The organism is Solwaraspora sp. WMMD937, from assembly GCF_029581175.1.
Lineage (GTDB): Bacteria > Actinomycetota > Actinomycetes > Mycobacteriales > Micromonosporaceae > Micromonospora_E.
On the sequence record NZ_CP120738.1, the window covers coordinates 3,705,528 to 3,719,570 of the forward strand.

General features: G+C 72.8%; 9 protein-coding genes. 5 read left to right on the plus strand and 4 right to left on the minus strand.

From position 1 onward, the window contains the following. Positions 1-116: 116 nt before the first annotated feature. Together O7621_RS16275 and O7621_RS16280 are read left to right on the plus strand one after the other, a co-directional pair. Positions 117-1,184 (plus strand): GNAT family N-acetyltransferase, encoded by a 1,068-nt coding sequence (locus O7621_RS16275; protein ID WP_282230050.1) that lies wholly within the window; start codon positions 117-119, stop codon positions 1,182-1,184. Positions 1,185-1,682: 498 nt separating this feature from the next. Further along, on the plus strand, positions 1,683-4,049 hold the full coding sequence (locus tag O7621_RS16280) for a glycoside hydrolase family 9 protein (RefSeq protein WP_282234620.1): 2,367 nt from the start codon (positions 1,683-1,685) through the stop codon (positions 4,047-4,049). A 389-nt stretch (positions 4,050-4,438) separates the two neighbouring features. On the opposite strand, the gene O7621_RS16285 is transcribed toward O7621_RS16280, so the two are convergent. Continuing rightward, positions 4,439-5,233 carry a lysozyme gene (locus tag O7621_RS16285; RefSeq protein WP_282230051.1) on the minus strand — a complete coding sequence of 265 codons (795 nt, stop codon included), beginning with the start codon at positions 5,231-5,233 and terminating at the stop codon, positions 4,439-4,441. 30 nt (positions 5,234-5,263) lie between these two features. Further along, a complete protein-coding gene (locus O7621_RS16290; RefSeq protein WP_348775319.1) occupies positions 5,264-6,403 on the minus strand; it encodes a S8 family peptidase in 1,140 nt (379 codons plus the stop codon). A gap of 305 nt (positions 6,404-6,708) precedes the next feature. Between O7621_RS16290 and O7621_RS16295 the strand changes: the two genes are divergently transcribed. Then, the gene (locus O7621_RS16295; RefSeq protein ID WP_282230053.1) at positions 6,709-10,884 is read left to right on the plus strand and encodes an AAA family ATPase; all 4,176 of its coding nucleotides are present in this window, start codon (positions 6,709-6,711) and stop codon (positions 10,882-10,884) included. A 61-nt stretch (positions 10,885-10,945) separates the two neighbouring features. Here O7621_RS16295 and O7621_RS16300 read toward each other — a convergent pair whose 3' ends face one another. Together O7621_RS16300 and bioB are read right to left on the minus strand one after the other, a co-directional pair. Then, a complete protein-coding gene (locus O7621_RS16300) occupies positions 10,946-11,134 on the minus strand; it encodes a hypothetical protein (RefSeq protein ID WP_282230054.1) in 189 nt (62 codons plus the stop codon). Between the two features lie 10 nt (positions 11,135-11,144). Then, positions 11,145-12,140 carry a biotin synthase BioB gene (gene bioB / locus O7621_RS16305; RefSeq protein WP_282230055.1) on the minus strand — a complete coding sequence of 332 codons (996 nt, stop codon included), beginning with the start codon at positions 12,138-12,140 and terminating at the stop codon, positions 11,145-11,147. Between the two features lie 41 nt (positions 12,141-12,181). Here bioB and O7621_RS16310 point away from each other — a divergent pair, with 41 nt between their 5' ends. Then, positions 12,182-13,321 (plus strand): 8-amino-7-oxononanoate synthase, encoded by a 1,140-nt coding sequence (locus tag O7621_RS16310; protein ID WP_282230056.1) that lies wholly within the window; start codon positions 12,182-12,184, stop codon positions 13,319-13,321. Then, positions 13,309-14,043 (plus strand): dethiobiotin synthase, encoded by a 735-nt coding sequence (bioD, locus tag O7621_RS16315; protein WP_282230057.1) that lies wholly within the window; start codon positions 13,309-13,311, stop codon positions 14,041-14,043. The genes O7621_RS16310 and bioD overlap by 13 nt, the downstream gene beginning before the upstream one ends.

The window sequence follows — 14,043 nt, forward strand, 5'->3', positions numbered from 1 at the left end:
ACCGCGAGAAGTCACCGCCGGGCAACCTGAGGGAAACAGCGCGGCGGCAAGGTAGGAAGCGGGCGCAGTGCGGCGCTGACCAAGCGGGCACCGAGCACCTGGGGAGAGGAGCAGCCATGGCGCTGTGGCGGATCAGAGCGACGGTCGACGACCGGCCGGGCTACCTGGCCGTGCTGACCGCCAGCCTGGCCTTGCGCGCGGTCAACATCCTCGCCGTCCAGGTGCACACCACCGAGGCCGGGGCGGTCGACGACTTTCTCGTTGACGCGCCCGACTCGATGACCGAAAAGGATCTCGTCGCGGCAGTGGAGCGTGGCCGGGGCCGGGACGCCTGGGCCACTCGGGCCGAGGCCCGAGGGCTGGCCGACCAGCCCACCCGGGCGCTTGCCCTGGCCAACCGGCTGGTCCGCGATCCGGAGGCGCTCGGTGACGTGCTGCGAACCCTGCTCGGTGCCGGCTCGGTGACCTGGCGGCCGGCACCAGCTTCGCAGGTGGCTGCCCGGTCGACGGACACGATGCGGCTACCGGATCCGGCTGGCGGCTGCTACGACGTCGTCCGGCGGGAGCCGACCTTCACCCCTGCCGAGTTCGCCCGAGCGCAGGCCCTGGTCGAGTTGGCGGCGGCGGTCAACCGACGGACCGGCGATCAGGTGACGCTAATGATGCCGGACGGTGCCGAGTTGCTACTGCGGCCGGCGGTCTCCGACGATCTCAACGCGCTGCACGCGATGGTGGTCCGGTGCTCGCCGGAGAGCCGCACGCCCGGTCTTCTCGGCCGACCGTCCGAGGTCATCGCCGCCCGGCTGCGGCGGATGCTGGAACAGCCCCGAGGGGTGCTGCTTGTCGCGGTCGACTCCAGCGCGGCGGCGGACCGGATCGTCGGTGCCGGGCAGTTGATCGTCGAGGGTGCCCTCGGCGAGGTCGGACTGCTGGTCGAGGACGGGTGGCGCCGACGTGGGGTCGGTACGGCGCTGCTGCGCAGGCTGGCCGGCCACGCCGGTCGGACCGGGCAGGCGGCGTTGGTGGCACACGTCGCCGCGGACGATCTTGGCATGCTGCGTACCCTGGCCCGGCTGCAGCGGCCGGGTCCGGTCGAGCGCGACGGGGAAATGATGAGCGTCACGGTGCCGTTGGTCGATCGGCCGGTCGACATCTCGGCACCGACTCCCGCCACCACGACCTAGGCGGTTGCCCCGACGTCCCGGTCCTGGTGCGGGTCCGGTGCGTTGGACGCGAGGTCCCGGGTGGCACGGCGGGGTCTCCTCCTGTAGGACGGCAGGAGGAGACCCCGCCCCTTTGCCTGGCAGGTTGGTCGCGGTTACGGGCTTCCCAAAGCCGGGCCGAGGCGGTTAAATCATCGGTACGCGTGACGATCGCCCCCTGTCGATGGGAGCGCTCCCATGCGTCGGTGCCGGCTGGCACCGTGACTCCGTGAGCCAACAGCCGAGAACCATCAACCGCCATCTACCGGCTGGCCCCGCACCCCACAGACGGGCCGGCCGCTGACCGCCGCGACAGCGCGACCGGCATGAGGCGAGGGGCGGATGCGCCCACATCCGCCCCTCGGTGTCCTCCACGACGCGTTGCCGCGCGCGGCTCCACGGACAGGAGCGAGTGTAGTGCGCGCAGACGATCGGCTGGCCGGCCGGACCCGTTGGCGGCGCAGGCTGGCGGCCACCGGCATGGCCATCCTGCTCACCGCCGCAGCCGCGACAGCCGCGGTCCCGCGACCAGGTGCCGCAGCGGCGCCACCGTTCAACTACGGGGAGGCGCTGCAGAAGTCACTGCTGTTCTACGAGGCGCAGCAGTCCGGCCCGCTGCCGCAGTGGAACCGGGTCTCCTGGCGGGCGGACTCGGCACTCGACGACGGGGCGGACGTCGGCCTCGACCTCACCGGCGGCTGGTACGACGCCGGGGACCATGTCAAGTTCGGATTCCCGATGGCCTTCACCACCACCATGCTGGCCTGGGGTGCGGTCGAGTACCGGGCCGGCTACGCCAGCTCCGGGCAGCTGCCGCACCTGTTGAACAACCTGCGGTTCGTCAACGACTACTTCATCAAGGCGCATCCGTCGCCCAACGTGCTCTACGGCCAGGTCGGCAGGGGCGACGACGACCACAAGTGGTGGGGTCCGGCCGAGGTGATGCCGATGGCGCGTCCGGCGTACCGCATCGACGCGACCTGCGGTGGCTCGGACCTGGCGGCCGAGACGGCGGCCGCGATGGCCGCGTCGTCGATGGTCTTCCGGTCGACCGACCCGGCGTACGCCGACACCCTGGTCAGCCACGCCCGGCAGCTCTATACCTTCGCCGACACCGTGCGCAGGGCGTACCACGAGTGCATCACCGACGCGACCAGCTTCTACCGGTCATGGAGCGGATACCAGGATGAACTGGTCTGGGGCGCCATCTGGCTGCACCGGGCCACCGGGGAGGCGTCCTACCTGGCCAAGGCCGAAGCCGAGTACGACGACCTGGGCACCGAACCGCAGACCGACACCCGGGCCTACAAGTGGACCCTCGCCTGGGACAACAAGCAGTTCGGCGCGTACGTGCTGCTGGCCAACCTGACCGGCAAGCAGAAGTACGTCGACGACGCCAACCGGTGGCTGGACTACTGGACCGTCGGCGTCAACGGAGAGAAGGTGCGTACCTCACCGGGCGGGATGGCGGTCCTCGACACCTGGGGGGCGCTGCGCTACGCCGCCAACACCGCCTTCGCCGCGCTCGTCTACAGCGACAACGTCACCGACCCGACCCGCCGGACCCGCTACCACGACTTCGCCGTCCGGCAGATCGACTACGCGCTCGGCGACAATCCGCGCAACTCCAGCTACGTCATCGGGTTCGGGGCGAATTCGCCGCGCAACCCGCACCACCGCACCGCGCACGGCTCCTGGTGGGACAGCATGCAGGTGCCCGAGGAGACCCGGCACGTGCTGTACGGGGCGTTGGTCGGCGGTCCGTCCGCGCCGGACGACGCGTACACCGACCGCCGCGACGACTACGTGATGAACGAAGTCGCCACCGACTACAACGCCGGCTTCACCTCCGCGCTGGTCCGGCTGCATCAGGAGTACGGCGGTACGCCGCTGCCCGACTTCCCGCAACCGGAGACGCCGGACATCGACGAGATCTCCATCGAGACGACCGTCATGCAGAACGAGACCCGGTCGACCGGGGTCAAGGTGATGATCTACAACAAGTCGGCCTTCCCCGCCCGGGCGTTGACCGCCGCGACGTTCCGGTACTACTTCGTCCGCGACGGTGCGGGTGCGCTGCAGGTGAGCAGCCCGTACAGCCAGGGGTGTCCGAAACCCACCGAGGCCCGGCAGCATTCGGGCGACCTGTGGTACGTCGAGGTCGACTGCTCCGGCCACACGATCGCGCCGGCCGGTCAGTCGGCGCACCGGATGGAGGTGCAGTTGAAGATCGGGGTCGCTGAGGGCGGCAGCTGGAATCCGGCGAATGACCCGTCCTACCAGGCGGCCGCCGGGCCGAACCGAGCGGTCCCGCTCTACGAGGCGGGCACCCTCATCTGGGGACAGGAGCCGGATGGCCCACCACCGTCGCCCACCCCCACGCCGTCGGTCTCGCCCACCCCCACCCCGACCCCGTCGCCGTCGGTATCGCCCACCCCGTCGCCGTCAGTCTCCCCGACACCGACACCAACACCGACTCCGCCCCCGACCGGGTCACCGTCGCCGACTCCGACCGGCGGCCCGCCGGTGCTGGGCTGCCGGGTCGACTACACCACCAACGACTGGTCCACCGGGTTCACCGGATCGGTGACGATCACCAACACCGGTGCGTCGACGATCGACGGGTGGACGCTGCGGTTCACGTTCCCGGGCAGCCAGCAGGTGACCCAGGGCTGGTCGGCCAGTTGGTCGCAGAGCGGCAACCAGGTCAGCGCCGGCAACGCCGCCTGGAACGGCAGGCTGGCGCCCGGCGCGAGCACCAGCATCGGCTTCAACGGCACCCACTCCGGCAGCAACCCCCGGCCGACCTCGTTCACGGTGAACGGCCTGGCCTGTACGGCCGGTTGATTTCGGCTGATTGACCTGCGGTGAGGTCGTGACGGCGGCCGCCGACCCGCGCGGCCTACTCCGTGGCGAGCTGGCACCACGGCGCGCCACCTTGAGCTGTCGTCGACCTGGCCTTCGTGGTCGCACTCGCCCTGCTGTCGGAGACCCTCGCCCGGCGGCTGAGTGTGCTGGGCGTTGTCGAGGCGGCGATCCTGCTGCTCGCCATCTGGTGGGTACGGGTGGTGACCACCCTGGTCACCGATCTCTACAACCCGCAGAGTCGGTCCATCAGGATGGTCACGGTCGCGATCATGTTCGGCGTGCTGCTGATGACGGCGGCGCTACCAGCAGGGCGTGTCGCCGGCCCCGGCCGGCCCGCATGGTCCGGCCGGGGCGCCGAGCGACCAGGGTCAGGTGTTGTTGGCCAGCGCCACCAGCCGGGCGCGGGTGCCGTTCCAGTGGTTGCGGTCGACCGCGCCGGAGACGCCGGGGACGCTGCCGCTGGCCGTGTACTGCCAGAACGACCAGTACGGTGCGCCGGCCGGCAGGGTGCCAGGGCTGCTCGCCCACCTGGCCAGCCACAACGGGTGGTTGCTCCACGGTCCGGTCCAGTTGCCGGTGCAGCTGCTCCACCAACTGGTGGTGGTGTAGATGACGGCGTACCGTCCGGTGCGCGACCGGTAGGTGTTCAGGAAGCTGCTGATCCAGTTGCGCATCGCCGACTGGCTCAGCCCGTAGCACATCGCGCCGTACGGGTTGTGCTCGATGTCCAGCGCGGCCGGCAGGGTCCGGCTGTCCGCCGACCAGGCGCCGCCGTTGCTGGCCAGGTAGTTGGCCTGGACCGAGCCGGAGGACCGGTCCGGCAACGCGAAGTGGTACGCACCCCGGATCACCCCGGCGTTGTACGCGGCGACGTAGTTGGTGTTGAACCGGGGATCCTTGTAGCTGGTGCCCTCGGTGGCCTTGATGTAGGCGAACTCGATGCCGCTGTTGCGCACGCTGGTCCAGTTGATCGAGCCCTGCCAGTGCGAGACGTCGATGCCCGGGGTGGTTGCCGCCTGCGCCGGCGCCGCGGTGCCGGCGACCAGTGCGGCGGTGGTCAGGATCAGCGTCAGGCCGGTGGCCAGCAGCCGGCGGGGGGTGCCGCCGCGGCCGGTGGCGTTGCCGGTACGGGTGGGCGGGTGCGCGCTGACGGTCGTTGCCATCGTTGAACTCCTCGGCGGTCGGGCCGGCGGTCAGCCGGCGCAGTAGACGAGGCGGTTCGGGCTGCCCGCCCCGGGGTTGGTGACGACGCCGGTGGTGGCGTTGCGGATCAGGTAGTTACCGACCTGCGCCGCACTCCACGACGGGTTCCTGGCGGCGACCAGGGCCGCACAGCCGGTGACGTGGGCGGTCGCCATCGAGCTGCCGCTGAGCACCCGGACCGCGGAGTTGTCGGTGTGCCAGGTCGAGGTGATGCTCATCCCGGGCGCGAACAGGTCCAGGCAGGGGCCGTAGCTGGCCGAACTCATCCTGGCGTCGGTGATCGTCGTGCCGGCGACGGTCAGTGCCTCCGGCACCCGGGCCGGTGAGGTGTTGCAGGCACTGGTGTTGGAGCCGCCGGCGGCCACCGCGTAGGTGACGCCGGACCGGATCGAGTTGACGACCGCGGCGTCCAGCGTGCTGCTGGCACCGCCGCCGATCGACATGTTGGCGACGGCGGGCTTGATCGCGTTGGCGGTCACCCAGTCGATTCCGGCGATCACCCCGGAGATCGACCCCGAGCCGCTGCAGCTGAGTACCCGTACCGGCACCAGCTGGACCGCCTTCGCGACGCCGTAAGCCCTGCCGCCGATCGTTCCCGCGACGTGCGTGCCGTGGCCGTTGCAGTCGTCGGCCGGGCCACCGTCGATCACGTCGAAACCGGTACTGACCCGACCGGAGAAGTCGCTGTGCGTCCGGTGGATCCCGGTGTCGATGACGTAGGCGTGGACGTTGGGCGCAGTGGTGGGGTAGGCGTAGCGGTTGTCCAGCGGCAGGTTGCGCTGGTCGATCCGGTCCAGTCCCCAGGACGGCGGGTTCAGCTGTACGCCGGCGGTCAACGGCGTGACGGTGTGGTCCTGCTCGACGTAGGCGACGGCCGGGTGGGCAGCCAGCCGGCGGGCGGCGGTGGCGCTCATCCGGGCGGTGAAGCCCTCGATGGCGGTGTCGAACACGTGCTGCACTGTGGCGCCGTACCGGCCGGCGAGCCGCCGGGTCGTCGACGCGGTGGCCGCGTCGTCGTCCAGCACCACGATGTAGCTGTCCGGGATGGCGGTGGTGCCACCGGCCCGGCGGATCTCGCCGAGTGGTCCGGCGGCCTGGGCCGCCGCCGGCCAACTGACCAGCGCCAGCAGCGCGGTCAGCCCGGCGGTGAGAGTTTTCCGGGTTGCGGAAATGGTCACAGGACGTCCCCTTCGACAGGTCTGGCCCGCCCCACCCGCGTCGACGTCGGGTGGGCCGAGCTTCACCCCCTACTCTCTTGCTAGGAGTAGCCGTCTAGATACCCATTATCATGGATATCTAGTTGACGTTATGGTGCCGTCCGGGTGCGTGGCGCGGCGGGCCGGGCCGGCGGCAGCCGCGCTGCGGCGCGTCTTCGCCGTCCGCCGGTCCGGCTGCTGTTCACTGTGTAGCGACGCATCGGGCGAGGAGGGCGGGCATGGCCGATCAGGACGGTGCCGCTGCGGGCTCCGCCGATGTCGGACGGGACGGCGACACCACCGCGCGGGCCCGGCGGGGAGTCCGCGACTGGGTCCGCGCCGCCGCACGGCGTTCCGGGGCACGACTGAGCGACGCCACCCCGTACGGCATCCTCGCCTTCCTCACCGCCTCGGCGCTGGCCCCGATCGCCGCCGGGATCGGCTCCGGCGGGCTGCTCACCGCCGCGGTCGAACAACTCGGCCAGATCGGCGGCGGTTACCTGACCGACGCGCTGGTCGACACCGCCGACCGGATGCGCGGCCGGCGGGCAACCGAGGCACAGTGGCGGGACGCGCTGGCCGAGGAACTGCTGGCCCGACTTGTCGACGAAGGGGAACAGTCCCAGGCGATCCGCGCCGAACTCGGTGAGCTGCTGCGGGGCATCGACGCGGTCGAGGTGGCGCTGGCCGCCGCGGCCGAGACCGACGCGCGGCTGCGCGACGACCTCGCCGCCACGTTCCAGGCCCTCGGCCACGACGTCGGCGCGCTGCGGTGGATGCTGACCGACGTCCACCGCGTGCTCGGGGAGGTCCGCCGCGAACTGGCGATACGCAGCCATGAGCAGCGCGTCGAGATGGACCGGGTACGCCGGCAACTGCTCACCATCACCCAGCTGAGCAGCCGGGTGCAGGCACCCGCCGAACCGCAGGTCGACCCGGACCGGCCAGAGCCCGGCTCGGCCGCGACCGACGACCCGGTGTGCCCGTTTCCCGGCCTGGCCGCCTTCGAACCGGAGGACGCGCCCTGGTTCCACGGCCGGCAGAAGCAGACCGCGCAGGTGCTCAGCCGCCTCGCCGAGCAGGCGGTGGGCGGTCCACCGCTGATCGTCACCGGGGTCTCCGGGGTCGGCAAGTCGTCGGTACTGCGCGCCGGGGTGCTGCCAGCGATCGCCGCCGGTGCGCTCGGCCCGGCGGACCGGTGGCCGTGGCTGCTGATGACCCCGGGCGCCCGGCCGCTGGACGAGCTCGTCGACCGTACGCTCGTCGCCGCCGGAGCGGACGCCGCGGATTTGCCGGCGGCGCGGGTGCACGCGGCCCCGGAGCTGTTCGGTGCGCTCGCCGCCCGGGCCGCGCCCGCCGACGGTCGGCTGGTGATCGTGGTGGACCAGTTCGAGGAGCTGTTCACCGAGTGCGCCGACCCGGCCCACCGGCTGGCCTTCGTGACCGCGCTGGCCGCCGCTGCGCCGGCCGTCGTGGTGATCGCGGTCCGCGCCGACTTCTACGCCGACTGCGCCGAACTGCCGCCGCTGGCGCATGCGCTGGCCGCCGGGCATCTGGTCCTCGGTCGGATGGACACCGACCAACTGCGTCGCGCGGTGACCGAGCCGGCGGCGCGGGCCGGTCTGGAGATCGAACCCGGGCTGGTCGAGTTGCTGCTCGCCGACCTGAACGCGACGGCACCCGCCGGCTACGACCCAGGGGCGCTGCCGCTGCTCGGGCACGCCCTGCGGGCGACCTGGCAGCGGCGCGACGGGCGGCGGCTGACCGTGGCCGGCTACCGGGACACCGGCGGGATCCGTCGCGCCGTCGCCGAGTCGGCCGAGCGGATCCACCTCGCCCTGGACCCCGCCGGCCGCGTCGCGCTGCGGACCGCGATGCTGCGACTGGTCACCGTCACCGACACCGGGGCGGTGGCCCGCCGTCGCGGTGCCAGCCGGCTGTTCGACGCCGACCTGCTGTCCCGGCTGGTCCGGGCCCGGCTGGTCACCGTCGCCGCCGACACCGTCGAGATCAGCCACGAGGCGCTGCTGACCAACTGGCCGCGCCTGGACAGCTGGCTCGCCGAGGCACGGGACGAGCTGATCCGGCGGCAGCGGCTGACCGTCGCCGCCGGGGACTGGCAGACCGCCGGCCGCGACCCCGACCTGCTGTTGCGCGGCACCCGGCTGGCGCTGGTGCGTGACCAGGTGGACCGAAACGACCTGTCCGCGACGGAGGTGGACTTCCTGTCCGCGAGCGTGGCCGCCGCCGAAGCCGCCGAACTGGCCCGGCTGCGCGGCGTACGGCGGCTGCGCCGGCTGACCGTGGGCCTCGCGGCGGCGCTGCTGCTCGCCGTCGCCGGCGGGCTGGTCGCGGTGTACCAGCAGGCGGCCGCCGAGGACCAACGCCGGCAGGCGATTTCCCGACAGCTGGCCGCCGAGTCGCAGATCGCCGCGGCCGCCGACGACGACCTGCTCGCCGTCGGCCGGGCGCTGGACGCCTGGGACCAGGCGCCTACCGTCGAGGCGTACGGTGCGCTGCTGTCGGCGCAGGCGGCGGGAACGATCGGGCCGCTGGGCACCGCGCCCGGCGGGCTGTCCGCCGCCGTCAGCCCGGACGGCACGGCGGTGGCGGTGGGACACCAGGACGGTCTGGTCCGGCTCTGGGACGTCGCCACCCTGCGCCAGCGCGACGTCGAGCTGCGGCACGCCACCGACGCCGGCGTGGTGACGCTGGCGTTCTCACCGGACGGCCGCTTCCTTGCCTCCGGCTCGTTCAGCCGGGACGGTGTCCGGATCTGGGACGTGTCGACCGGTCAGCTGCGGCACACCCTGCCGGCGGTCGGCGCGCTCGGCTGGCTGCCCACCGGCGCCACGGTCGTCGCCGGTCGACTCGGCGCCGACCTGTCGCCCGAGCTGCAGGTCGGCGGCTGGTCGGCGATCACTGGCGACCTGCAGTGGTCGCTGCCGACCGGGATGCTCGGTTACGACCTGGATGTCAATGCCGACGGTACGCTGCTGGCCGTCGCCAACCCCACCGACGGTGACGTCCAGGTCTGGCAGTTGACCGACCAGACCCTGCTCCGCAGCCTGCCCGCCGCCCAACAGGTGGCCTTCGGCCCGGACGACGTGCTGGTGACCAGCGGAACCGACGGGACGTTGCACAGCTGGTCGGTGTCCACCGGCGAGCGCACCGCCCTGCCGGCCGGGCCGTTTCGCGCTGCGGTGCCGCTCGCCGTCACCCCGGACGGCTCGCTGCTGACCACCGGCGGGTGGCGTACCGGTCGGATCGACAGCTGGGCGTTGACCACCGGGGTGGTTTCCTCGGCCCACACCGGCTACGTCGGCCGGGTCGTCGCCGACGTGGCGGTGGCCGCCGACGGCCGGACCGTCGCGGTCACCGGACCGGACGCCCCGACCGTGCTGTTCCGGCGCACCGGCGTGCTGCTGCGGCATCCGCAGTCGGTCCAGTTCGTCGCGGTCGACCCGGCGGCGGACCGGGTCGTCACCGCTGCCGGCGACGACGTGGTGCGGATCTGGGATCTGGCCGCCCGCGCGGTGCGGGCCACCGTCCATGCGTCGGACACCGTCACCGGGGTCGCGGTCGCCGGTGACGGCACCTTCGCCGTCAGCACCACCGGCAGCGGCGTACTGCGCTACACCGTCGCCGGCGAGCTGGTCTCGCACGACACCGCCGCCGGGCGGGACGGCTGGACGACCAGACACCCGGCGTACTCCCCGGACGGCGGGCTGCTTGCCGTCGCCGTGCTCGACCCGGCCGGCGAGGACGACGGGGTGCTGGTCTGGCGGCTCGACCGGGACGCGGAACCGACCTTCCTGCCGACGGGTGGCGTGGTGAGCGCACTGGGCTTCGGCACCGACGGGACCACGCTGTTGGCGACCGCCAACCAGGGTGTGGTGAGCGGCGCGGAGACGGTGGTGCGGGCCGAGGTCAGGTCATGGCGCACCGCCGACCTGTCCGGCAGGGACCGGGCAGTCATCGCGGACCGTCAACTCACCGATGTCGCGGTCAGCCCGGACGGAAACCTGGTCGCGGTCGCCCGCAGCAACGGTCAGGTCGAGCTGCGCACCGTCGCCGGACTGGACCTGGTCGGCACAGTGGCCACACCCACCACCAGACTGTCCGCGGTGTCCTTCAGTCCGGACGGCGAGCGGCTGGTCACCACCGCCGTCAGCGACGACCTGGTGCGGGTGTGGAAAGTCGACAGCGGCGAGTTGACGGCGGTGCTCGTCGGACACGTCGACAACGTCAACGCGATCGCGTTCACCCGCGACGGGCTGCTGGTCAGCGGTTCGACCGACACCTCGGCCCAGGTGTGGGACCTCGACCCGGACCGGGTCGTGGCCCGGCTCTGCGACGTGGCGACGCCAGCCGCCCGGGCGGTCGGCGACGAGCCGCCGCATCGGTGCCGTTGACAGGTGCGGCCAGGCCGCCGCCGGCCAGGCCGGCCGGGTGGCACTGGCACAGCCGGGCGGGTCAGCTCGGCCGGACCTCGCCGTGCTCGACGCAGCACGCTGACCAACCGGCCGGCAGCACCTGCACCTTCATCCGCCGTCGGCACCTGGTACAGAAGCGGGGCGGCTCCCAGGCCCGCGCCGCAGCGCAGCCGTCGTGGTTGCCGGCGCTGGTCCCCGCACCGCACCGGTCGCACCAGATCGCCTCCACGCCCGGCCCCTCAGATCGTCGCCGACAGCGCCTTGACCGGCATCTTCAGGTCGTCCAGCAGCGCCAGGTCCTCCGTCGCCGGGCGCCCCAGAGTGGTCAGATAGTTGCCGACGATCACCGCGTTGATGCCGCCGAGCAGCCCGTCCCGGGTGCCCAGATCACCGAGAGTGATTTCCCGGCCGCCGGCGTACCGCAGAATCGTTCGTGGCATCGCCAGCCGGAAGCCGGCGATGGCGCGTAACGCGTCACGGGCCTCGACCACCGGACGGTCGCCCAGCGGCGTGCCGGGCCGTGGGTTGAGGAAGTTGAGCGGCACCTCGTGCGGGTCGAGGGCGGCCAGTTGCGCGGCGAACTCGGCCCGCTGCTCGATCGTCTCACCCAGCCCGAGGATGCCGCCACAACACACCTCCATGCCGGAGTCGCGCACCATCCGCAGCGTCTCCCACCGCTCCTCGAAACTGTGCGTCGTCACCACGTTCGGAAAGTAGGAGCGGCAGGTCTCCAGGTTGTGGTTGTACCGGTGCACCCCCATGTCGACCAGTTCGTCGACCTGCTCCTGGGTCAGCATCCCGAGTGATGCAGCGACCTGGATGTCCACCTCGGCCCGGATCGCGGCGACACCCTCGCGCATCTGCCGCATCAGCCGGGCGTCCGGCCCCCGCACCGCCGCCACGATACAGAACTCGGTGGCCCCGGTCGCCGCCGTCTGCTTCGCCGCCTCGACCAGTGACGGGATGTCCAGCCACACCGCCCGTACCGGTGAAGCGAACAGGCCGGACTGGGAGCAGAAGTGGCAGTCCTCCGGACAGCCGCCGGTCTTGAGCGAGACGATGCCCTCCACCTCGACCTCCGGCCCGCACCAGCGCATCCGCACCTCGTGGGCGAGTTGCAGCGCAGCCGGAACCTGCTCGTCGGGCAGCCGTAGCACGGCGAGGACCCCGGCCTCGTCCAGGCCGACGCCACGCTCCAGGACTTGGGCGCGGGCTAGATCGAGGATGTCGGACATGGTCGTACCCTACAAGGCGGCGTAGACGACGAGGGGGACCCGTGGCGGACTGGTTGGACGGCCTACGGCGGCGGGCCGAGCTGCGGGCCAAAGCCGGGCTGACCCGCGAGCTGCGCCCCCGTACCGCCGACGACCCGCTGACCGACCTGGCCGGCAACGACTACCTCGGGCTGGCCACCCGCGTCGAGGTGGTCGCGGCGGCGGCGGACGCCCTGCGGCGCTACGGCCTCGGCGCCACCGGCTCACGGCTGGTCCGGGGCTCCACCGACGCGCACGCCGCTCTGGAGACCGACCTGGCCGACTGGCTCGGCGCCGACCGGGCGTTGGTCTTCTCCTCCGGCTACCTGGCCAACCTCGGCGCGGTTCGAGCGCTGGTCCGGCCCCGTACCCTGCTGGTCTGCGACGCGCACAACCACGCCTCGCTGATCGATGGCGGCCGGCTCGCCGGCGCGCAGACCGAGGTCGTCGCGCACGCTGACCCGGCCGCGGTGGACGCGGTGCTGACCGCCCACCCCGGACAGCCGGCGTTGGTCGTCACCGAGTCGGTCTTCTCCGTCGACGGCGACCTGGCGCCGCTGGCCGCGCTGCACGCGGTCGTCCGCCGGCACGGTGCGCTGCTGCTGGTCGACGACGCGCACGCGCTCGGTGTCATCGGGCCGGCCGGTGCCGGCGGCGTCGCCGCCGCCCGACTCGCCGGCCAACCCGACGTGGTGGTCACCGCCACCCTGTCCAAGGCGCTCGGCGGGGCCGGGGGAGTGCTGGCCGGGCCGCAGCCGCTGATCCGGCACGTGATCGACACCGGGCGTACCTTCATCTTCGACACCGCGCTCGCCCCGGCGGTCGCCGCCGGGGCGCACGCCGCGCTGACGCTGGCCCGCGACGGCACGCGGCTGCGGGCCGAGCTGACCGCCCGGGTCGCCGCCGCCGTGGGCCGGTTCACCGGTGCCGGCCTCGACGTCGGCGGGCCACCGGCCGGCGGGGTGGTCTCGATCGGCGCTCCCGGGCCGGAGACCGCGCTCGCCTGGGCCCGGGACTGCCGCGACCGGGGGGTCGCGGTCGGCTGCTTCCGGCCACCGTCCACCCCCGACCAGCGGGCCCGGCTGCGGATCACCGTCAACGCCGGGATCCCCCGGGCCGACTTCGACCGGGCGCTCGACGTGATCGTGGAGTGCGCGCCGTGACCGGCTGGCACGGCGCGGTGGTCGTCACCGGCACCGACACCGGTGTCGGCAAGACCGTGGTGACCGCGGCGATCGCCGCCGCCGCCCAGGCCGCCGGCCTGCGGGTGGCGATGGTCAAACCAGGTCAGACCGGCACGGCGACCGGCGAGCCGTCGGACGCCGACGTGGTGACCCGGCTGGCCGATCCCGCCACCGTACGCACCATCGCCAGCTATCCCGAACCGCTGGCCCCGCTGGCCGCCGCCCGGGTCGCCGCGGCCGAGCCGCTGGAGCTGTACGCAGCCGTCGACGCGGTACGCGAGGAGGCGGACAAGCACGACCTGGTGCTCGTCGAAGGGGCCGGCGGGTTGCTGGTGCCGATGGGGCTGCGACCGTCCGGCGAGCCGTGGACCATCGCCGACCTGGCGGTGTCGCTCGGCGCGCCGGCGGTGGTGGTGTCCCGGGCCGGGCTGGGCACCCTCAACCACACCGCGTTGACCCTGGAGGCGCTGGAGCGCCGGGCGGTTCCCGCCGGCGTGATGCTCGGCGCCTGGCCGGCCGAGCCCGAACTGGTGCACTGGGCGAACCTGAGCGAACTGGTGCCGACCATGGTCGGCGCGGTGCCCGACGGCGCCGGCACCCTCGAACCGGGGGTGTTCCGCCGTTCCGCGCCCGGCTGGCTGACCCCGGCGCTGTACGGCGTACTGGACGACTGGCGGGCGTGGGCCGACGAGACCAGCTGA